19 protein-coding genes are annotated in these 19,767 nt (G+C 60.8%); 7 read left to right on the top strand and 12 right to left on the bottom strand.

All coding sequences use genetic code 11. From position 1 onward, the window contains the following. The first annotated feature begins 30 nt into the window (after positions 1 to 30). The 3 genes from CCGE531_RS20095 (at position 31) to CCGE531_RS20085 (ending at position 2,556) form a co-directional block, all read left to right on the top strand. A complete protein-coding gene (locus tag CCGE531_RS20095; RefSeq protein WP_120667180.1) occupies positions 31 to 285 on the top strand; it encodes a hypothetical protein in 255 nt (84 codons plus the stop codon). A gap of 229 nt (positions 286 to 514) precedes the next feature. Further along, positions 515 to 934: a thiol-disulfide oxidoreductase DCC family protein gene (locus CCGE531_RS20090; protein WP_120667178.1), complete on the top strand. Its 420-nt coding sequence runs from the start codon at positions 515 to 517 to the stop codon at positions 932 to 934. Further along, on the top strand, positions 892 to 2,556 hold the full coding sequence (locus tag CCGE531_RS20085; RefSeq protein WP_120667176.1) for an SDR family oxidoreductase: 1,665 nt from the start codon (positions 892 to 894) through the stop codon (positions 2,554 to 2,556). The genes CCGE531_RS20090 and CCGE531_RS20085 overlap by 43 nt, the downstream gene beginning before the upstream one ends. Before the next feature lie 169 nt (positions 2,557 to 2,725). Here CCGE531_RS20085 and CCGE531_RS20080 read toward each other — a convergent pair whose 3' ends face one another. From CCGE531_RS20080 to CCGE531_RS20070, 3 genes are all read right to left on the bottom strand, one after another. Further along, positions 2,726 to 3,277: a GNAT family protein gene (locus CCGE531_RS20080; protein WP_120667174.1), complete on the bottom strand. Its 552-nt coding sequence runs from the start codon at positions 3,275 to 3,277 to the stop codon at positions 2,726 to 2,728. Positions 3,278 to 3,279: 2 nt separating this feature from the next. Next, on the bottom strand, positions 3,280 to 4,347 hold the full coding sequence (locus tag CCGE531_RS20075) for a serine hydrolase (RefSeq protein WP_245459321.1): 1,068 nt from the start codon (positions 4,345 to 4,347) through the stop codon (positions 3,280 to 3,282). A 115-nt stretch (positions 4,348 to 4,462) separates the two neighbouring features. Continuing rightward, positions 4,463 to 6,271 (bottom strand): sensor domain-containing diguanylate cyclase, encoded by a 1,809-nt coding sequence (locus CCGE531_RS20070; RefSeq protein WP_120667170.1) that lies wholly within the window; start codon positions 6,269 to 6,271, stop codon positions 4,463 to 4,465. Between the two features lie 765 nt (positions 6,272 to 7,036). Between CCGE531_RS20070 and CCGE531_RS20065 the strand changes: the two genes are divergently transcribed. The 3 genes from CCGE531_RS20065 to CCGE531_RS20055 are packed head-to-tail and all read left to right on the top strand — an operon-like array spanning position 7,037 to position 10,281. Beyond that, on the top strand, positions 7,037 to 8,518 hold the full coding sequence (locus CCGE531_RS20065; protein WP_120667168.1) for a DUF4173 domain-containing protein: 1,482 nt from the start codon (positions 7,037 to 7,039) through the stop codon (positions 8,516 to 8,518). Between the two features lie 45 nt (positions 8,519 to 8,563). Continuing rightward, positions 8,564 to 9,268, top strand: a complete 705-nt coding sequence (locus tag CCGE531_RS20060; RefSeq protein ID WP_120667166.1) for a response regulator — start codon at positions 8,564 to 8,566, stop codon at positions 9,266 to 9,268. Next, the gene (locus CCGE531_RS20055) at positions 9,268 to 10,281 is read left to right on the top strand and encodes a HAMP domain-containing sensor histidine kinase (protein WP_120667163.1); all 1,014 of its coding nucleotides are present in this window, start codon (positions 9,268 to 9,270) and stop codon (positions 10,279 to 10,281) included. Before CCGE531_RS20060 ends, CCGE531_RS20055 begins: the two co-directional genes overlap by 1 nt. A 96-nt stretch (positions 10,282 to 10,377) precedes the next feature. Here the strand turns inward: CCGE531_RS20055 and CCGE531_RS20050 are convergent, their stop codons facing one another. From CCGE531_RS20050 to CCGE531_RS20040, 3 genes are all read right to left on the bottom strand, one after another. Further along, entirely contained in the window at positions 10,378 to 13,773 is a 3,396-nt protein-coding gene (locus tag CCGE531_RS20050) for an acyl-[ACP]--phospholipid O-acyltransferase (protein ID WP_120667161.1), read from the bottom strand. Positions 13,774 to 13,863: 90 nt separating this feature from the next. Continuing rightward, the gene (locus CCGE531_RS20045) at positions 13,864 to 14,145 is read right to left on the bottom strand and encodes a YiaA/YiaB family inner membrane protein (RefSeq protein ID WP_112798622.1); all 282 of its coding nucleotides are present in this window, start codon (positions 14,143 to 14,145) and stop codon (positions 13,864 to 13,866) included. Positions 14,146 to 14,182: 37 nt separating this feature from the next. Then, entirely contained in the window at positions 14,183 to 14,872 is a 690-nt protein-coding gene (locus CCGE531_RS20040) for a PspA/IM30 family protein (protein ID WP_120667159.1), read from the bottom strand. 111 nt (positions 14,873 to 14,983) lie between these two features. On the opposite strand from CCGE531_RS20040, the gene CCGE531_RS20035 reads away from it, so the two are divergent. Next, the gene (locus tag CCGE531_RS20035; protein WP_120667157.1) at positions 14,984 to 15,592 is read left to right on the top strand and encodes a TetR-like C-terminal domain-containing protein; all 609 of its coding nucleotides are present in this window, start codon (positions 14,984 to 14,986) and stop codon (positions 15,590 to 15,592) included. 117 nt (positions 15,593 to 15,709) lie between these two features. Here the strand turns inward: CCGE531_RS20035 and CCGE531_RS20030 are convergent, their stop codons facing one another. From CCGE531_RS20030 to CCGE531_RS20005, 6 genes are all read right to left on the bottom strand, one after another. Beyond that, positions 15,710 to 16,489: a polysaccharide deacetylase family protein gene (locus CCGE531_RS20030; RefSeq protein ID WP_120667155.1), complete on the bottom strand. Its 780-nt coding sequence runs from the start codon at positions 16,487 to 16,489 to the stop codon at positions 15,710 to 15,712. A gap of 305 nt (positions 16,490 to 16,794) precedes the next feature. After that, positions 16,795 to 17,055 (bottom strand): cell division topological specificity factor MinE, encoded by a 261-nt coding sequence (gene minE / locus CCGE531_RS20025; protein WP_112344625.1) that lies wholly within the window; start codon positions 17,053 to 17,055, stop codon positions 16,795 to 16,797. Further along, a complete protein-coding gene (gene minD / locus CCGE531_RS20020) occupies positions 17,052 to 17,867 on the bottom strand; it encodes a septum site-determining protein MinD (protein ID WP_120667153.1) in 816 nt (271 codons plus the stop codon). Before minD ends, minE begins: the two co-directional genes overlap by 4 nt. A 29-nt stretch (positions 17,868 to 17,896) precedes the next feature. After that, positions 17,897 to 18,628, bottom strand: coding sequence for a septum site-determining protein MinC (minC, locus tag CCGE531_RS20015; RefSeq protein ID WP_120667151.1), 732 nt, complete (start codon positions 18,626 to 18,628; stop codon positions 17,897 to 17,899). A 52-nt stretch (positions 18,629 to 18,680) separates the two neighbouring features. After that, the gene (locus CCGE531_RS20010) at positions 18,681 to 18,824 is read right to left on the bottom strand and encodes a hypothetical protein (protein WP_245459314.1); all 144 of its coding nucleotides are present in this window, start codon (positions 18,822 to 18,824) and stop codon (positions 18,681 to 18,683) included. Positions 18,825 to 18,942: 118 nt separating this feature from the next. Continuing rightward, complete coding sequence (locus CCGE531_RS20005) at positions 18,943 to 19,359, bottom strand: organic hydroperoxide resistance protein (protein ID WP_120667149.1); 417 nt, start codon at positions 19,357 to 19,359, stop codon at positions 18,943 to 18,945. Positions 19,360 to 19,767: the final 408 nt, after the last annotated feature.

Raw genomic sequence — 19,767 nt, 5'->3', positions numbered from 1 at the left:
TCAAGCTCTTCCAGGACGAATGAGGACATCATGAAAAAGATTATTTTGCTCGCTTTTGCAGCGACTGCCTGCTTTACCGCGATCTCGCCGGCCGAGGCTCGCGACGGATGCGGCATCGGCTTTCATCGCGGCCCCTATGGCTATTGCCACCCGAACGGACGCCCGGTTGTGGTCGTGCCTGTGGTGCCGGCCTATGGCATATTTTATCCCGGCCGCGGCTATTGGGACGGGCACCGTTATTGGGTGCATCGCGAGCGGTGGCATGGCGGCTGGCGCTACCGCTGAGCCTCTATTCCAGTAGAAGCGCGGCCCGGTCATCAAGATCGGGCCGCATACCGGCAGGGCAGCTCGATGGCCCTGCTTCTCCCGCCCCTCCCACGACCTGCTCTGCGATTCAAATCTCACGCTCTTGTGTTGGTTTGGCATGGCAGCCTTCCGAAACGTGCAATTGACGGCGGCAGCTCAACCGGACAATTCTGTGAACAGACCGGGGCACGGAAAACGCGACGCCAACATGAGCAAAAGCAATATCAGCGAATATCAAGGGCCGATCATCGTCTTCGACGCCATGTGCGTGCTCTGTACCGCCAATGCCCAGTTCGTACTTCGCCACGACCGCATCGGCCGCTTCCGCCTCGCCTCCATGCAGAATGAAACCGGCGCTGCCCTTTATCGCTCCTGCGGGATAGACCCTGCCAATCCCGACAGCCTGATCATCGTCGATGGAACAAAGGTGCTGCGAGACAGCGACGCGGTGCTTTCGATCTATGAAGGCCTTGGCTGGCCCTGGAAGGCAATTTCCCTCTTGCGCCTTGTGCCCCGCGTGCTGCGCGACCCGATCTATCATTGGCTTGCCCGCAACCGCTATCGCATCTTCGGCAGGCGGGAGACATGCTGGCTGCCGACACCCGAACAGGCGAGCCGCATCCTTTGAGGAAGATCCTCGTTCTCGGCGGCTATGGCGGGTTCGGCGCGCGCCTGTCGCGGCGCCTTGCCGGCGACGGCTTCGACATTCTGGTTACCGGACGTAACCTCGACGCGGCGAAGGCGCTCGCCGCTCAACTGCCGAACGCAAGGGCGCTCCGGGCCGACCGCAATGGCGACATGGCTGCGGTCCTTGACGAACACAAGCCCTTCCTGCTGATCGATGCGGCCGGCCCTTTCCAGCAAAGTGACGACCGCGTCGCGCGGGCCTGCATAAAGGCCGGCGTCCACTATATCGATCTTGCCGATGCGCGCGATTTCGTCGGCGCGATCGGCTCGCTTGACGAACGGGCCAGGGCTGCGGGCGTCGCCGTCGTCTCCGGAGCATCGAGCGTGCCGGCTTTGTCGAGTGCCGTCGTCGTGGAGCTCAGCAAGGGCATGCAGGAAGTCCGCTCGATCGACATGTCGATCAGCGCCTCCAATCGTGCAACCGCCGGCGCCTCTGTCTCATCGGCGATCCTGAGCTACGTCGGCAAGCCGGTGCGGCTTTGGCGCGGCCGGCGCTGGCAGGATGCAACCGGCTGGCACATGCTAAAGCGCGAAACCTACGCGGTCGCGGGGAAGCCGCCGCTGCGCCGGCTGGTGGCGCTTGCCGACGTGCCGGATCATGATCTGCTGGTCGACAGCTTAGCCGGAAGCCCCAGCGTCATCTTTCGGGCCGGGCCTGAATTTGCTTTTCAGACGTTCGCTCTCTGGCTGCTGTCCTGGCCAGTGATCTGGGGTTGGCTGACGTCGCTGCGAAAGCTCAGCCGTTTTCTGCTGCCGTTGCAGGGCCTGACGACACGGTTCGGCACCGCGCGTTCAGCCGTGACGATCGAAATCAAGGGTATCCAGCAAGGCGCCATGCGGGCCCGCCGCTGGACGCTCATCGCCGAAAACGGCGACGGCGTGGAAATCCCCACCCTTCCGGCGCAATTGCTGGCCCGAATGCTGAGCGATAACAGACTTTCGCCCGGCGCCCGTCATGCGGGCGGGCTCCTGTCCCTTGATGATTTTCGAACGTTGCTTCGCGATCTGGCAATCGGCGAGGAGACGACGGAGGCGCCCTACACGCCGCTCTATCAGCGCGTCATGGGCCTCACATTCGCGCATCTGTCAGAGCCTGTGCGCGCCATGCACGACGTCTTCGGCGATGGAGGCGCCAAAGGCGAGGCTATCGTGACCCGCGGGCACTCTCCTGCTGCCCGGCTGATCGCCAAGTTGTTCGGCTTTCCCGCCTCTGGAAAGCACGGCCTGCACGTCTCCTTTGAGGAACATGATGGCATCGAACAATGGACCCGGGATTTTTCCGGTCAGCGTTTCTCCAGCCGGCTGAGCGAGGAAAAGGGCCGGCTTGTCGAGCGCTTCGGCCCCTTCCGTTTCGCATTCGATCTTCTGCCGCGCGGCAACGGGCTCAGCATGGAGATACGGCGCTGGTCGTTCCTCCGCATTCGGCTACCGCTCTTTCTTGCGCCCCGAAGCACGGCTTACGAGTGGGCGGAGAATGATCGATTTCATTTCAACGTGTCGATCGCTCTGCCGTTCATCGGCCCGGTCGTTCACTATCGAGGCTGGCTGCAGCCAATCGATTGATCCAATCGGCCAATTCGCGGCCGATAGAGCGGTTCAGCTTTTCACGGAATCTGTGATCCGCTCTATCTCTTTGTTTCCTAGCAATTCCGGACGGAAAACCGCTGCGCACTTTTCCTGGAATTGCTGTAGTGCGAGCGAAACCGACTAGGCGATCGACGGAGGGCGATCTCTACCGGTCGCCCGCCAAACAGCCGAACATGCGAAAATCATGAAAGGCCTCTTTGAATCGCGCCTTCTGCCGAAGCGTACCCTCATATTGGAATCCCGCTTTTTCAAGAACCCGATCGGATGCAGTGTTTCCCGGCAGTGTCCAGGCCTCGATACGATTGAGCGAAAAAACGTCGAAGCCGCATTGAACGACTGCCCTCGCCGCCTCACTCATGAGCCCTTTGCCCCAGGCCGAAGGATGCAATTCATATCCGAGCTCGGCACATCTGGCGTGCTTATCTATACTGTTGAAGCGAATGGCGCCGAGCAATTGACCGGAAGCCCGATCCTCAATGATCCATGTACAGCCCGCTCCCTTGGGAAAGATTTTGTACATCCATTTCAGAGAGCGCTCGATCTGCGCCTTCTTCGGCGCATCAACCCAGTTCGAAAATCGCGTGACTTCAGGTATCGAAATCAACGCATGGAAATCGTCACAATCATCCATGCTCGTTTCTCGAAGCCGCAGCCGGTCGGTCAAAAGCGTGGGGAACTTGTCTTTTGGCGGAGCCATTTTCAGGCTTTCAGGAAGTTGGCGAGGATGATCTCGCGCCAGACACGCGTGGGCGTTATCCAGGCATCCCATGCATTGTATTTGCCGGAATAGATGACGGCGGCAATTCCCGCATCGGGCATCAGCCAGAGCCTTTGACCACCGTTCCCGAAGCCCGCATGCCAACGTCGTGGATTGGCGAACGCCGGCACGGGCGCATCCCCGCAAAACCACAGCATGCCATAGTCCAAACCGTCCCCGGTCGAAATCGCCGGCGTGAGGGATCGCGCGATCCACTCTTCCGAAACGATCCTCTGGCCGTTCCACACGCCCTTTTGCAGAAGCAGCATGCCGATCTTCAGCAAATCGGGCGCCGTGAGGCGCAATCCGGACGCCGCCGACGCAACGCCGTCATATCCTGCCGACCAGTGGAACTTGGTGATATCCAGCGGCTCGAAGAGGGCGGCTCGCGCGAAATCAGGCAAGCGCTTGCCGGTGCCCCGCTCGATGATGGCGCCGACCAGCGCGACGCTGCCGCCGGAATAAATCCAACGTGTTCCCGGCTCTGCGATCATCGGCCGCTCCAGAACGAAGCGATAGCGATCCGGCGCGTTTTCCATGGCTATTTCGCTGTTCAGCGGGTCGGTGTAGGGACGATCCTCGTCCCACTCCATCCCCAGCGTCATCGTCAGCGCATGGCCGATGGTGATCTTGGCGCGTGCCGCATCCTTGGCGAGATCGCCATATTCCGGAAATTGCTCGTAGAGGGGTGCATCCGGCGGCGGCACCAATCCCTTGTCCAGCGCGATGCCGTAAAGGAGACTGACGATGCTCTTGGTCACCGAGCGGAGATCGTGCAGCGTGTCCGCGTCGAATGCGACGCTAACGAGCGGAGTGCCCCAATTTTCATCGGAACCAACGCCGTAATGTTCCAGGACGAGCTGTTGAGAACGGGCGGCAAGCACGACATGCAGATCGCGCAATAAGCCCGATTCGATGCCGGCCGCAAACTTACGGTGAAGAGCCGGATCGAAACCCATCGACTGCAGGGCCTCGCTATCCGGCGACAAAGGTGAAGCATTCTGCGTCATGCCCATAAACTCGCGCCCTCCATTTATGCGATTTCCAGCTTCAAGCTACAATCGAGACGCGTATTCGGCAAGGCAGCAAAATCGGATTTCGGCGCGATATTCGCACCCTTCAAAATCAGCTCTGGCCTCTCTTCAGCTCCTCCTCCGGTTCCATCGCAAACGCCGCAACGGTCCTGTTGCGTCCGTCGAGCTTTGCCTTCAGCAAAGCGCCGTCGGCGCGATTGATCAATGTCTTAGCCGGTCCGGAAGCCGGGGATGAGGCGATGCCGACGGAGACGGAGAGCGGCCCGACGATGCGTGCGCGATAGGAAAACGGCGTGGCGAAGACCCGCGCGCGCAGTTGCTCGGCAAGCGCGAAGCCCGCCTGGTCGGCCATGTCGGTGGCGATGACCGTCAGCTCCTCCCCGCCGAAACGATAGACCGTGCCGGTTTCGGCGACCGTATCGGCGACGATCTGCCCGACATGGCGCAGCACTTCGTCGCCGGCATCATGGCCGAACTCGTCGTTGAAGCGCTTGAAGTGATCGATGTCGATCATCATGCAGATGACCGTGCGGGCTGAATGATCCCGGTAAAGATTGTTCAGCATTTCATCCAGGGAGCGCCTGTTGAGCAGGCCCGTCAGCGCGTCGCGCACGGCAAGATTGATCAGCCTGTCGCGCAACTGCAGGTTTGCGATGGCAAGGCCGATATTCTCCGCGATCAGTTCCAGGTAGAGCCGTGGCGCATCGGCCGCGGTCGCGTCCTTCGATCGATCTTCGAAATAGAGCAGGCCGATCGCCTCGCCGAGCGCTGTCAAGGGCACGCAAAGGCCGGGCACGCCGGAACCATCCAGATGCTGGCAGGGAATATCATTGTCGGCGACATGGCTGACATGCGGCCGGCCGCGACGCAGCCCCCAGCAGGCCGAAGCGGGGAAGGAAGGCTCGGTATGGGCCGGCTCCAGCCACCGGCTGACTTCCGTCAGCGCCGTCCTGCTCTCGTTCATCATGTAAAGGCAACCCGCGATGCCTGGAAAGATCTGCGGCACGAATAGCGCGACGACTTCGGCAAGCTCGTTCTGAGCGTAGCAGGCCTGCAGGCGATGCATCATCTGCAGGATGAGATCCTTCGTCTCCAGGTCGCGCTTGCGCTCGGCATCCAGCCGGTTCCGCTCCAGACCGTTCTCGCGGAAGATCTGAATGGCGTCGTTCATCTCGCCGATTTCGTCGCGCCGGCGGTCGGTCGGCACTTCGACGGCATAGTCCTGCTTTGCCAACCGGTTGACGATGCCGGTCATGCGGATCAACGGCAGGGCAACCCGACGCCGCATGATGAAATAGAGCACGCCGAGAAATACCGCCGCAGTCAGGGCAAGCATCACCTTGGCGACATCGGCCCAAAGATCGCTGCGTGCCTGCGCACTGCGCACGGCCGTTTCGGTGCGCGCGGCAGCTAGGGTGCGAAACTGGCTGACACTGTTGAGGAGAGCCATCTGGATACGTTCATGCTCCGGCCCGAACAGGGTATCGCGCGCACCCGTCTGATTGCCGCCGGTATAAGCGGCCACCGCCGCTTCCTCTATCTTATCCAGCCCTTCCGCATTGGCTGCCACCTGCTCGACGACCTGACGCTCGGCATCGGGAATGCCCGAGCCACGCAAGGAATTGAGCGCAGTATCGCGCCGGCGCTCCTCGCCCTCGTCGACTGTGAAAGCATCGAGATGTCTCGCGGCGCCGCGCATGACGTAGAGGCGAGCCTCGTCCGTCGTCTCTTCCGCCGCGAGCGCAAGTTCCTCGCCCATGCTGTTCAACAGCAGGTGCTGCTCGACAGCCTGCCTCTCCTGGATGGCACTTCGGGCCGAGAGGATGAATGCCACGGCGGACAGCACGGTCAGGACGACGGTGATGCCGTAGGCCCAATTCGTAATCGTCGTAATTCTCATCTACCGTTCCCTGCGCCTCGCTCATGCATTCCTGAAGTACTTCTCTCGTCGAGCCTTCAGTTATGACATCAACCGATATGATAAAGCCTGAACAAGCGGCGAGGAAAGCCTATTCCGGGCCTCTGGAATGCACATCCCCGCCAATCCAATCCACGACCGTGGCGAATGGCTGGACCCCGACATCCCGATATTTCGCAGCCGCTCTCTCACTCTATTGGGCACCGGCCGATTGGCATTGGTATCCTCTGACGGGAATCTCGGCTGCAGCTGAAGGGCCGCCTCCGAGACTCCCGGCTGTCGTCAGGGGTGAGTACGACAGCGCCGACAACAAATCGATTTTCAAACCGGCAATCCATAGGATGACTGGAAGCTGGAAAACATACGGTTAAGTTCCACAAGTGACTGCCCCGTTATGGGACATCCATCGAAAAATGCTCAAGTTGATCCTGGCCAAGATTGGCCGCACCTGAAGCAATTGTTGTTCAGGCCTCGCACAGTGTCGATGAATTCGACTTTCGAACTTAACCAATTTTCCTGAATAGCTCCTAGCGCTCTGCACAGTTTCTGCAAAGCCGAGCGGCATCGTCGCGTCATGAACAACACGCCCGAGACCCCAGCCGCCCCGCCCGTTCGCCTGCCGCATAGCCTCCTCAAGGAAGGCTGGTGGCTGGTGGACGATCATCCTCCTCAGGCGGATCCGCCCCCTCAATGCGCCAGGATCATAGCATTGGCCACGACCGAACGTCTTGCACGGAGCCGATACCGATGAGCATATCCGACGCCTCTACCCTTCCCGCCAATTCCGCAAGCAACTCCAATCGAAAATTCCTGATACTTCTTGCTCTCGTCGTATTCGCCGACTTTCTTCTTTTCGAGAGGGAGCCCGGCCTCAACCTTTTCCTTTTCGCCAATATCGTCGCCACGGCTCTGCTGATCTGCTCCAGAAAATCCCTGTCCCTTTCCAAAGCTGCCGGGCTGTTGCTGCTCGGCTTCGCCGCATCGATCCCGCTCATCGAGACCCTTTCTTGGATGGGCGTCACCGTCTGCCTGCTCGCTCTTGCCTGCGTCTCGCTTGGCGCCGGCGGATTGATCCCTCGGCAATGGACGCGCTTGCCGCTCGTCCTGCTCCGCTTCCTCCTGGATGTGCCGGCGCGGCCTTTCCGTCGAGTAAGCTATCGCTGGCTACAGCACCTGCAGAAACCGTCATCGCAAGGCGTGCGGCACCACCTTCGCGGCTGGATCATGCCGTTGGGTTTTGCCGCGGGCTTTCTTGCCCTCTTCGCAATGGCCAATCCACTGATCGACAAGACGCTGCGCAGCATCGACCTTACCTTCCTGCTGCAATTGCTGAACCTGTGGCGCATCGGCTTCTGGCTTGTCGTCGCAGCTTTCGTGTCGCTGCTTCTTTATCCACGCCTGGCGCGGCGCCGCCCTCATCGACGCGAAATGCCTGATATCGTCGCGGGAACTGAGGATGGGCTGTTCGGCCATGGCGCCTTGCTGCGCTCGCTGCTCGTATTCAACGTGCTGTTTGCGGTGCAGACGCTCCTCGATCTCACCTATCTCTGGGGCGGGGCCAGCCTGCCCGATGGCATGACCCATGCCGAATACGCCCATCGCGGCGCCTATCCGCTGATGATCACCGCAATCCTCGCTGCCGTCTTCGTGCTCGTCGCCATGCGCCGCGGCGGACAGGGCGATGGAAGCGCCCTGCTTCGCGGCCTCGTGCATCTCTGGATCGCGCAGAATATCCTGCTCTGCCTTTCCTCCATCCTGCGGCTCGATCTCTATGTCGAAGTCTATTCGCTGACGGAGCTGCGCGTTGCGGCCGGTTTATGGATGGGGCTTGTCGCGATCGGCCTCTTCCTCATCCTCCTGCGCATCCTGCTTCACCGCTCGAACGAATGGCTGACCGCACTCAGCTCCGTGACGCTGGTCATCACGCTTTACGCCGCCGCGCTCGCCGATATTCCCGCCTTCATCGCCCGCTTCAATGTCGCCCATAGCCGCGAAATATCGGGCGAAGGCATCGTGCTCGACCTTGATTATCTCGCAGTGCTCGGCCCGGCAGCCATCCCCTCACTCGATACCTATCTGGCAGCGCTGCCTGCCGACGGCAATGTCCGCAGGGTGCGCGAAGTGCTTCGATGGCAGCATGAGGCTCGCTCGCTCGACTGGCGAAGCTGGACATATCGCGCCGCCCGTCTCGACGACTACCTCAAGATCCATGCGGTGCTTGCAAGATGAGCGCGAAACGAAGACAACGGGCGAGTAAACCAGGACCCGCATCGCATGGCACAGCGCATCCTCGTCGTCGACGACGAACCCAATATTCGCGACGTGATCTGCTTCGCGCTCGATCGCGCCGGCATGAAGACGACGACCGCCCGCAACGGGACGGAGGCCATGATGGCTTTTCACAAAGGCGGTCTCGATCTGATCGTGCTTGATGTCGGCATGCCCGAAATGGATGGGCTGGAGGTCTGCCGGCGCATCCGCAAGACATCTGATCTTCCGATCCTCTTCCTCTCGGCGCGCGACGAGGAAATCGACAGGATTGTCGGGCTGGAGATCGGCGGCGACGATTATGTCACCAAGCCCTTCAGCCCGCGCGAGCTGGTTGCCCGGGTCCGGACTATCCTGAAGCGCAGCGGAAACGGTTCTGAGCCGGATGCGGTCAACGGCTCTGTGTCCGTGGGTCCGCTGCGGCTCAATCGCGGCGGCCGTACGGCGAGTTTCGCCGACATGCCGCTGAACCTCACGGCGCTCGAATTTTCCATCCTCGACACGCTGCTGACGCGCCCTGAGATCGTCTTCAGCCGCGACCAGCTGATGGAGGCGGCTTACGGCGCCGACATGCAGGTGGCCGACCGCACCATAGACAGCCATATCCGCAATATCCGCGCCAAGCTTTCGGCGGCCGGCGGCAAGGGCATCATCGCCACGGTGCACGGGATCGGCTTCAAGCTGACATCAGGCATGGAAGGAAGCGCCTGATGCGTGCACCACGGGTGAAGCCGAAATGGCGGCCGCCGCTCGCCCTCATCGTCTACGCCATGCTTCTGACCGTGATGATGCTGCCGATGCTCACGATCATCTGGTTTCGCGTCGTTCGCGCCGCCTCCGGCGCCATGGCGCCGGCGGAGATTGCGACACTCGCCGCCGTTCTTCTCCTCACCTTGGTCGTCGCCTATGTTCTGACACGCACGCTGACCGTGCCGATCAACGCACTGATCGCCCGCACGAACGAGATCGCCCGCGGAGGACGCTCAGCGATCCGACCACTCGAAATTTATGGCACGCGGGAGGTTGCGACCCTCTCGCAAAGCTTTCTCGATCTCGCCGGCAAACTGGTCGATCATTCCGATTACGTCCGCTCCTTCGCCGCCCATGTTTCCCACGAGCTGAAATCGCCCCTGACCTCGATCAAAGGCGCGGCCGAGCTCCTGCGCGATGATGACGACAGCAATCCGATGAGCGTCGAGCAACGCAACCGCTTCCTCGCCAATATCATCGCGGATACAGAACGGCTGGACAGGCTGTTGTCACGCCTGCGGGAGCTAGCGAAAGCCGAGCTGCCGTCCGAACGGGGTTCAAGCAGCCTTCGCGACATCATAAGCCAGCTCGGAATGCAGTTTCGTCAACTGGCTGTTAGCGATGAGGGAAGCGCCGACGACATACTGGCACTGCCCGGCGAGGCCGCCGGCATCATCTTTGCCAATCTGGTGGAGAACAGCTTCCAGAACGGCGCCACAAAACTTGCGATCAAGGCAAGCGGCGAAGGGCGAAGGATGACGGTCCAGGTTCGCGACAATGGGCGCGGCATTGCCGACGGCAATCGGGACCGCATCTTCGAGCCATTCTTCTCGACGCGGCGGGATGATGGCGGCACGGGCATGGGCCTCGGCATCGTCCGGGCAATGCTTGCCTCGCATGGCGGCGGCATCGAGCTGCTTGACAGCGGCAAGGACGGCACGACCTTTCAGATCGTTCTGCCACGCATTGCCTGAAGCGGAATTGAAGCGATCCACAATGGTCTAGCGGCGACAGCAAAAAGCGGCCGATGGCTAAAACCATCGACCGCTTTGTCTTTCAGGATCGGAAGCTTACGCCGCCTGTGACTGCGACTGAGCTTCCAAAGCCATGGCACGCGCCGTCACGAAATCGACCTTGCCGGAACCGAGGACCGGCACCTTGCCGACAGTGACTTCGGCGGGGACCATCATTTCCGTGGCACCCTTCGATTTCGCGAATGCCAGGAAATCGCTACGGGTCGCATCCGGCGCATCGGTCAGGAGCACAAGACGCTCGCCCTTCTTGGCGTCCGGCACGGCCGAGACGACGCTCAGAGCACCAGGCCAGAGTTGCGCGGCAAGGGTCTCCACCGCGGCAAGCGAGATCATTTCGCCGCCGATCTTGGCAAAGCGCTTGGCCCGGCCGCAGATTTTGACGAAACCGTCCTCATCGATGGTGACGATGTCGCCGGTATCATGCCAGCCCTCCGGCAGCGGCTCGAGGACGCCGGGATTGTCGGCGCGCAGGTAGCCGGCCATCACATTGGCGCCGCGGATGAGAAGACGGCCGCCCTCGTCGATGCCGGGAACCGGCTCGAGCTTCCATTGCATGCCCGGCATGATCTTGCCGACCGTTCCCGTACGATTGTACATCGGCGTATTCAGCGAGATCACCGGGGCCGCCTCGGTGACGCCGTAGCCTTCCAGGATGCGCAGGCCGAATTTCTCCATATAGGCTTCGCGGGTCGACGCCTTCACCGGCTCGGCGCCGGAGAAGATGTAGCGGATTGATCTCAGATCGTAAGGATGGGCGCTGCGTGCATAGCCGTTCAGGAACGTATCCGTGCCGAAGACGATGGTTGCGTTCGAGACGTAGATCAGCTCCGGCACGATGCGGTAGTGCAGTGGCGACGGATAGAGAAACACCGGCACGCCCGAGACCAGCGGCAGGATCGTGCCGGCCGTCAGGCCGAAGGAGTGGAACATCGGCAGGATGTTGAACACCTTGTCGCCGGGGTGGAAGTCGATGCGCGAGGCGGCCTGCGCCGCGTTCGACAGGATATTGCGGTGGGTCAGCACCACGCCTTTCGGCGCGCCTTCGGAACCGGAGGTAAAGAGGATGACTGCCGGATCATCGGCATTGCGCTTCACCAGCGGCCGATATTTGCGCATGAGGCCGACGATCTTGTCGAGGAAGGTGACCTGCGTGCGCAGCTCATCCAGCCACACGAATGTCATATGCTTTTCGAGCTCTTCGACGACCGGACCGAGCTTTGCCTGCGTGACGAAGGCGCGCGAGCAGAGCACATGCTTGACCTCTGCCGTCCGGCAGGCAGACAGGATATTGGCCGCACCCGCTGTGAAGTTCAGCATGGCCGGGACCTTGCCCGCCGACATGACGCCAAGCAGGGTCGCGGCCGTGCCGTTGGCGTTCGGCAGCATGACGCCAAGCGTCTTCTCCTTTGGGAACATCTTCTTGAACTTCGCGCCCAGCACTGCGGCACCGGTCAGAAGCTTGGCATAGGACAGCTTGCCGGCAATCGGATCTTCGACGGCGAGCTTCTTGCCGCCATATTCGTGGGCGCTTTCGATGACGCGTCCAAGCACCGTATTGTTCGTGTCGGCGGTGCGGAACATCAGCGTCGACATGATCTGGTAGAGAGCGACACCGGCGGCGATGCGACGCTTGCGGCCCTTTAGCTCCGCCGGGACATCGAGCTTGACCGGCTCGAGGATCGTCACCTTGACCTTGGGGAAGAGGCGGCGGCGAACGTGGCTCGACGTCAGATAGGAAGCGTAGCTCTTTTCCAGGCCGTCGATGCGAACGGGTACGATCATTGCGCCGGTCTTGTCGGCGACCATGGCCGCACCGTCATAGACCTTCATCAGGGTGCCTGTCACGGTCAGGCGACCCTCGGGGAAGATGCCGACCGGGCTGCCGTCCTGGATGACCTTGATCAGCGAGCGCGTCGCCATCGGCTTCGTCGGGTCGAGCGGCAAGAACTTGCACTTCGTCAAAAGCGGCCGCACCCACCATTTCTTGGCGAAGGAATAATCGATCGCAAAGACAGGCTCTTCCTCGGTGATGGCGAGTGCCAGCGCGCCATCGAGCAGGCTGACATGGTTCAAAGCAATGATCGGCGCTGGGCCGGCCTTGCGGATGTTTTCCAGGCCCTCGACTTCGAGCCGCATGAAGGCGCGGAAGATGATGGAGATGAGGTCGCGGAAAGCATTGGTCGGCAGAGTTTTCAGCATCACCCATGCCACGACGACGTTCAGTGCGGAGATGCTGACGATGACGACCGGAATCGACAGGCCGACGGCCTGCAGGACAGCCACAAGCGCCAGGCCGACGGCGATGAAGAGAGCCGACAGCACGTTGGCTGCGCCGATAACACGGGCGCGACGATCCTCATGCGCCCAGCTCTGCATGGCCGAGAAAGTCGGGACGGCCAGGAAGGCACCGCCGATCGCCATGCCGGCGAGATCGATGGCGACGCGGATGGTCTTCGGCCCGGCGAAGAAGGCGAGAATGGTTTCGGCGTGGCTGGTCGACTGAAGACCCCAGAGATTCCAGGCGAGATCGAGACCGAAGAGCGCGACGATCAGCATGCCGACAGGTGCGGGCAAAAGCACGATGCGGCCGGCAGCCATCCATCCGGCAATGGCCGAACCGATGGCGACGGACACGGCAAAGATCGCCAGATAGGCGGGAACGACGATTTCGGAGCCACCGAGAATATCGGTGACCATGACCGGCAGCATCGACATGATGAAGGCGCCGACGAACCAGAACCAGCAATTCATCAGCGATGCCCGCCAGATGCGGCTATCGGCGCGAAGCTCATTGACCAGCCTGTAGCTGGAGCGCGCGACATTGGTGTCGACGACCAGGTCCGGCGCCTTTGACCCGGTCGAGGGGATCATGCGTGCGGCGAACCAGCAGAGGATGGAAAGTCCCATCATCATCGGGCCGAAGATCCAGACATTCTCGCCCTCGCGGAAGGCGACCGCGGCAACCATGGTGCCGGTCAGAATGGCGATGAAGGTGCCGCCCTCGATCCAGGCATTGGCCTTGGGAAGATCGCGGCTTTCCAGATGATCCGGCAGGATGCCGTACTTGATCGGCCCGAAGAGCGAAGAAATGACGCCGAAGCCGAACAGGGCGAGCATCAGGATCCAGATGGACGAGAAGGCGATACCGACGACCGAGATCGCCGCCACGAGAAGCTCGCATCGCTTCAGCAGCTCGGCCATCTTGGCCTTGTCGTATTTGTCGGCGAGTTCACCGGCAATCGCCGACAGCAGCAGGAACGGCACGATGAAAATGCCGCCGGCAAGCGTCACCAGCGCCGCACCCTCCGTCGCCATCTGCGCGAGAATGACGAAAACCAATGTCTGCTTCAGAAAATTGTCGTTGAAGGCGGTGAGGAACTGCGTCCAGAACAGCGGCGCGAATTTCCTCGATCTCATCAGGTGCTTTTGCATGGCATACCCCTCGTTCAGCCAACAAGACGCCACAGAGTGGTTACGCAAAGGTTGAGCACTGATACAACCCTGCAGCGTCGTTAATAAAGGTTAGTCCTGACCGTCACGATTGAACTTAACCAGCAGCTTCTCCGTGCGGGCATCCTCCACCTTGCGGATCAGCTTGTCAGCCTCGCTATTGTCGCGGATCGTCTTGGTGACGTTGACCGCCGTCTGCACCAGCATCAGGATGCCCATGGCGAGATAACCTTTACCCCAAAGATCGATCGGCATCATGTAAAGACCGACGAACAGCATGAAGGCGGCGGCGCCGAAGGAAATGTAGGAGAAGCTGACCCAAGCCTGGGAATGCTTCTGGAAGCTGTCGTTCATGATCGTATCCTCTCTGATATGTCTGGTGTATTCGGTTTCAGGCTGCTGAATTCATGCGTTCGCGCAGGCGGGCAAGCACGTCGTCGGCCGAAGGGCCAAGCGGTGCGCCGAAGCCGGCATCGGCGAGCTTTTCGATAACGATTTCGGGCCGGCTGGCAGCGTTCATTTCCTTCATGGCCGAGGCGGCGACTTCGCAGCGGTTCTGATAGGCCTGAAGGCGGGCAAGCGTCTCTTCAGCGTCATCCAGCGTTGCCAGGCCGGAATTGTCATCGCAGGCGGCATTCAGCTTCTGCGTCTGCTCTGTGGCACGCGCCAGGCGCTCGCCGCGCTGCAATTGCTGCAGGCGCGCTTCCGATGCGCGAACTATTGCCTTGAGCTTGCCGATCGTCTGTGTGAATTGCGCCTGCGCCTTCTCGGAAGCATCGCGCTCGGCTTCGAGCTGGGCGATCGCCTCGGCCGCTTGCCGGGCAAGCTCGTCACTGCCCTTTTGAAGCGCGGCAACCGCGCGGGTTTCCAGATCGGCGATGCGACCGACGATCGCCGCGTGCTGGCTCTTTTCCTGCTCGTTCTGCGCAATCGCGATCGCCACCGCCCGCCGCGCCGACTGAATGGCACCGGCCGCGTCGCGGATCTGCTGGGCCAGCAACGGCACCGCATTGCGATCGATGAATGCCTGCTCGCCACCATAGGCCCGGCCGCGGATGAGCGTCAGAATTGAATTGAACATTTGTCGTCTCTCGTTTATGAACGATGTTCACGAAACGATGTATGCCAGAATCATGAACGTCGTTCAAGAAAAATTTTGAACGTCGTTCAAAAAATCGGATTGGAATTGATAATGGCGAGAAAAACCCTGGAAAAGCGCGAGGATCTGAAGCTGCGGCTGATCGAGGCGGCACGAAATCGCATAATGGCCGATGGCCTTTCCAACCTGAGGGCGCGCGACGTCACGCAGGATGCCGGCTGCGCCCTCGGAGGCCTCTATACGGTCTTTGCCGACCTCGACGATCTCGTCATTCACGTCAATTCGGCGACGCTGAAGGCGCTCGAAGCCTCGCTGACGCTGGCGGAGGTTAGGGATCACACGCCGACGGACCGGCTGCGGAACCTGGCGCGCGGCTATTTGCGGTTCGCGGTCGCGCACCGCAATCTATGGAAGGCACTCTTCGATCACCGGCCACCGGACTATCGCGCGAGCCCCGAATGGCATCTGCAAGAGCATATGTTCCTGATGGGCGTCATTGCCGAGCCGTTGGCAGAACTGCAGCCGACCATGTCGGAGACGGCGCGCGCCATCCGCGCGCGCACCCTGTTCGGCGCCGTCCACGGCGTCGTCAGCATCAGCCTCGAAGGCCGTTTCGTCGGCTTGCCGGTCGAAAGCCTGGAGCAGGAGCTCGACGATTTCATCCTGACGGTTGCGACGGGAGCTGCGGCGAGACAGACCTAAGCAATTCCAGGAAAAGTGCGCAGCGGTTTTCCGTCCGGAATTGCGAGAGTGCAAAGAGATAGAGCGGTTCAGCGATTCCGTGAAAAGCTGAACCGCTCTAAACAAATTCAGGTGGGTTCAGGGATTTGATGGCGCGTAGGTTCTGATATCGCCGAAGGCATAGCCGCGTTCGCGAAGCGAATGGATCAATGTTTTCAGATTATCCTGCCCGTTGAACTGATCCTGGAACATTTCGTCGTGCATAAGCAGGATCATCTTTCCCCGCTGCGTGAAGCGGCCGTATTGGAAGAGGTGATCGATCTCGCTGACCAGATGGTCCACCGATTGGACCGGCTTACCGTCGTCGCTGTGCACCCATTCGAAATCCCAGCCATAGAGGTAGAAACCCGATTCGGCGACCAGCTCGTAATCCAACCATTCGCGCTCCCATTGCGCGACATTGATGGACAGATCCTCTCTCGCGACCGTGGGAAGCCGAAAGACGTCCCTGCCCGGCAGCCGCGCATGCACGATCGGCGTCAGGCCGAGCACTTCGTTGGCATGGCGCATGTCCGCAACCACGGCCTGGGTATCGGAGTAATATTTCCTGTAACGATTGTTGGCGTGGCTATAGCTGTGGTTACCGATGGTAACAAGCGGCATGGCCTTGGCTTCGGCAAGCAGATCGCGCCCGGACGAAATGGTTTCGACATGCAGGCCGACCATGAACATGGCGGCAGGAACATTTTCCTCGCTCAGCACGGCGAGAATGTTCTTGGTTCCCGGCAAGGGGCCGTCGTCGAATGTGAGATAAATCGTCTTGTCGGCCGCCTGGGCGCCGATGGCGCATGCAGCGAAGAAGATGCCGGCAAGCAGCCATCTGAACACGGCATTCCGTCGATTGTCCAATCCGCCCAAGCAATCGCCTCCCCGCATGATAAGCGCAAACTGGCATATCGCATCGGACAAGAAAAGTGCTACCAACGCGACAAAAGCAAAGGGCGCTCTACCCATTTCTGGGGAGCGCCCTTGCTTTTTAACCCGGACAGCGAACACCGGCTGGACACAGAAATGTCAGCGGCAGGCCATCGATACAGGTGATGACGTGCAGATAATAGCGAATCGCATCCTTTGCAAGGGCGAACTTCGAAATATGTCGAAGATCCGCCACATGGGAAAACCATGTGGCATCATTCGCACACATGCGCGGTGCCGGGCTTGCCTCAGGCGGCCTTCAGGGCCGCATCGCGCGGGATCTCGACATCGATCTCCAGCATGGAGACGTCCTTGTCGCGATCCATCTTCACCTGCACCTTGTCGCGGTCGACCTGGACATGCTTGGCGATGACGGCGAGGATTTCCTCCCTCAGCACGGATACGAGATCCGAGCCCACGGAGGCGCGCTCGTGGGCAAGGAGAATCTGCAGACGCTCGCGCGCCATCGGTGCAGACCTCTGCTTGCGAAACAGTCCGAAAATGCTCATGCGGCCCTCCTTGCGAAGATCTTGCCGAAGATGCCCCGCTTCTCGCCGGGGATGGTGATCGGCAGCTGCTCGCCGGCAAGACGGCGCGCGGCTTCGAAATAGGCGAGCGACGGCGCGCAGCGCGCATCGGCGAGCGTGACAGGCGAGCCAAGGTTGGAGGCGCGCAGAACGTCCGTGCTTTCCGGGATGATGCCGAGCAATGGAATGGAGAGGATTTCCAGCACGTCGTCGACCTTCAGCATGTCGCCGCGTTCGGCGCGACCGGCATCGAAGCGTGTCAGCAGCAGGTGCTTTTCCATGCGCTCGCCGCGCTCAGCCTTCAGCGTCTTGGAGTCCAGCAGGCCGATGATGCGGTCGGAATCGCGCACCGAGGAAACTTCCGGATTGGTGACGACGACGGCGACGTCGGCATGGCGCATGGCAAGGGTGGCGCCGCGCTCGATGCCCGCCGGGCTGTCGCAGATGACCCAGTCGAAATAGTTCCTGAGCTCGTTGATGACGCGCTCGACACCCTCGGGCGTCAGATTGTCCTTGTCGCGCGTTTGCGAAGCCGGCAGCAGGAAGAGCGTCTCCAGCCGCTTGTCACGGATCAAGGCCTGCGGCAGCTTGGCGTCGCCATGGATGACGTTGACGAGGTCGTAGACGACGCGGCGTTCCGCGCCCATGACCAGATCGAGATTGCGCAGGCCGACGTCGAAATCGACCACGACGACCTTTTCGCCTCTCTGCGCCAGAGCCGCCCCCAATGCGGCCGTCGAAGTCGTCTTCCCAACTCCGCCCTTGCCTGATGTGACGACGATTACCTTGCCCATCTCGCTCTCCTGTTTTGGCCGGCTTCGGCTCAGATTAGTTTTTCGGCCATGATCGTTTCGCCATCCAGCCAGAGCTGAACGGCCTGCCCCCTGAGGCCTGGTGATATGTCTTCCGCCATCTTGTAGATGCCATCGATCGCCAGCAGCTCGGCCTCGAGCTTGCGGCAAAAGATTCGCGCCGAGGCATTGCCGATCGAGCCCGCCATGGCGCGGCCGCGAAGGGCGCCATAGATGTGGACCGACCCGCCCGCGATGACTTCCGCGCCGGACGCCACCGAACCGATGATGGTGACATCGCCCTCGGGAAAGATGACCGACTGCCCCGAACGCACCGGCTCGCGGATGATCAGCGACTGCGTGACCGGCCGGATTTCCGGCAGCGCTGGCTTCGGTTCGCTGTTGCGCAGCTCCACCACCGGCTCGGCCTCGGAGACTTCGAAATCGGCAGCCGGACGCCCACCCTTCAGTATCGGCGGCATGCCAGGCCCGGCAATCGACGGACGACCGCCCTCGATGCCCATGATACTGACGTTGCGGGCCGAAAGCTCCGCAATCAGCTCCTTGAGCTGCGCCTTGTCGATCGGCAGATCGGTAATGTCGAGCACGACCGGCCGCCCCAGGAAGAAGCCGGCCGAACGGGCTGCGAGGTCGTCAAGCCTGATCAACCACTGGTCCAGCGGAAGATCCGGCGAAAGCATGACCGCAAGAAAGGAGCGGCCCTTGATACGGATCGAGCGAGCGTCTGTTAGCACTTTGGTCATCTATGTGAATAAATCGTTGCCCTTGTGTACCGTTGATATGGTTAACAACTGGTTAACGCGGGCTCTCATTCGAGCCCGAACCGCCCCATAAAACAGCGATGCTCGCAAGCGCCGAAGGCTCGTTGGAGCCGGGGTCGTAGACGCATGGCGCGGTGAAAATCGCAGCTCCCGCAAGGAGAAGAATGATAGGTCTCATGTAATCCTCCAGGCGCAAAGCACAGGCTGCTTTGGCTGATATCCGATGCAATAAAAATTAACGATTCCGCGCGCCGTGCCCTCCGGTACGGCGCGCAATATCGACGCTTGAGCTGTTCTCAGGCGAGCTTCAGCTCGACATTGATATTGCCGCGAGTGGCCTTCGAGTAAGGGCAGGTCTGGTGGGCTTCTTCGACCAGCGTCCGTGCCAGCTCAGGCTCGATGCCGGGCATGCTGATGGTCAGGCGCGCCTGCAGGAAATAGGCGCCTTCCGTAGTGCCCAGATCCACTTCGGCATCGACGGCAAGATCGGCCGGCAGCTTGACCTTGCGCTTGCCAGCGGCAAGGCCCATCGCGCCGATGAAGCAGGCCGACCAGCCGGCCGCAAAGAGCTGCTCGGGATTGGTGCCGGCATGCGCGCTGCCGGGAGGCGAAAGCTTGATATCAAGCTGATGGTCATCGCTGCGCGCGAAACCGTCGCGGCCGCCGATGGTGTGCGTTCTGCCGGTGTAGAGAACCTTGTCGATCTTGGTCATGGAACACTCCTTTGTTGCGTCGTCGCTCTGTTGTGTTGTGAGGGACGACGTCTGTTGACGGAGTTGTTTTTGATGGATCGACGTATCCGGCATGTTTCCGGAATCGCTGGAAGTGTCACAAAACGTAGAGCCTAATAGGCCGGATACAAACGCTTACAAAGATCCTGGTAAGTGTAAGTAGAGTAAAAAGGGCGAATAGAGAATCGGAGATACGCTTGGTGCAAAACGAGACCAAACAACATTTCGAGACACGTCGATCTCGACGGAGACGCGCAGAAGACTCGGAAGGAGGCATATCAAGTTGTTTCCAAAGAGGATGCCAAGCGGGTATCCAAAGAGCGATTCCTGCTTTGGCTGGCGCTAGTTGCGGTCCTGTTGCTACTAGCGTGGCTGTTTGGGTGGATTTAG

Origin of the sequence: Rhizobium sp. CCGE531, from assembly GCF_003627795.1 — a bacterium.
Taxonomy (GTDB): domain Bacteria; phylum Pseudomonadota; class Alphaproteobacteria; order Rhizobiales; family Rhizobiaceae; genus Rhizobium.
The sequence above is the reverse complement of the archived record's forward strand: the minus strand, read 5'-3'. Positions and strand labels throughout refer to the sequence as shown.

What these genes read in the sequence shown, in the direction of transcription:
- CCGE531_RS20095 (WP_120667180.1), top strand. Translation starts at nt 31, where the DNA reads ATGAAAAAGATTATTTTGCTCGCTTTTGCAGCGACTGCCTGCTTTACC.
- CCGE531_RS20090 (WP_120667178.1), top strand. Translation starts at nt 515, where the DNA reads ATGAGCAAAAGCAATATCAGCGAATATCAAGGGCCGATCATCGTCTTC.
- CCGE531_RS20085 (WP_120667176.1), top strand. Translation starts at nt 892, where the DNA reads ATGCTGGCTGCCGACACCCGAACAGGCGAGCCGCATCCTTTGAGGAAG.
- CCGE531_RS20080 (WP_120667174.1), bottom strand. Translation starts at nt 3,277, where the DNA reads ATGGCTCCGCCAAAAGACAAGTTCCCCACGCTTTTGACCGACCGGCTG.
- CCGE531_RS20075 (WP_245459321.1), bottom strand. Translation starts at nt 4,347, where the DNA reads ATGACGCAGAATGCTTCACCTTTGTCGCCGGATAGCGAGGCCCTGCAG.
- CCGE531_RS20070 (WP_120667170.1), bottom strand. Translation starts at nt 6,271, where the DNA reads ATGAGAATTACGACGATTACGAATTGGGCCTACGGCATCACCGTCGTC.
- CCGE531_RS20065 (WP_120667168.1), top strand. Translation starts at nt 7,037, where the DNA reads ATGAGCATATCCGACGCCTCTACCCTTCCCGCCAATTCCGCAAGCAAC.
- CCGE531_RS20060 (WP_120667166.1), top strand. Translation starts at nt 8,564, where the DNA reads ATGGCACAGCGCATCCTCGTCGTCGACGACGAACCCAATATTCGCGAC.
- CCGE531_RS20055 (WP_120667163.1), top strand. Translation starts at nt 9,268, where the DNA reads ATGCGTGCACCACGGGTGAAGCCGAAATGGCGGCCGCCGCTCGCCCTC.
- CCGE531_RS20050 (WP_120667161.1), bottom strand. Translation starts at nt 13,773, where the DNA reads ATGCAAAAGCACCTGATGAGATCGAGGAAATTCGCGCCGCTGTTCTGG.
- CCGE531_RS20045 (WP_112798622.1), bottom strand. Translation starts at nt 14,145, where the DNA reads ATGAACGACAGCTTCCAGAAGCATTCCCAGGCTTGGGTCAGCTTCTCC.
- CCGE531_RS20040 (WP_120667159.1), bottom strand. Translation starts at nt 14,872, where the DNA reads ATGTTCAATTCAATTCTGACGCTCATCCGCGGCCGGGCCTATGGTGGC.
- CCGE531_RS20035 (WP_120667157.1), top strand. Translation starts at nt 14,984, where the DNA reads ATGGCGAGAAAAACCCTGGAAAAGCGCGAGGATCTGAAGCTGCGGCTG.
- minE (WP_112344625.1), bottom strand. Translation starts at nt 17,055, where the DNA reads ATGAGCATTTTCGGACTGTTTCGCAAGCAGAGGTCTGCACCGATGGCG.
- minD (WP_120667153.1), bottom strand. Translation starts at nt 17,867, where the DNA reads ATGGGCAAGGTAATCGTCGTCACATCAGGCAAGGGCGGAGTTGGGAAG.
- minC (WP_120667151.1), bottom strand. Translation starts at nt 18,628, where the DNA reads ATGACCAAAGTGCTAACAGACGCTCGCTCGATCCGTATCAAGGGCCGC.
- CCGE531_RS20010 (WP_245459314.1), bottom strand. Translation starts at nt 18,824, where the DNA reads ATGAGACCTATCATTCTTCTCCTTGCGGGAGCTGCGATTTTCACCGCG.
- CCGE531_RS20005 (WP_120667149.1), bottom strand. Translation starts at nt 19,359, where the DNA reads ATGACCAAGATCGACAAGGTTCTCTACACCGGCAGAACGCACACCATC.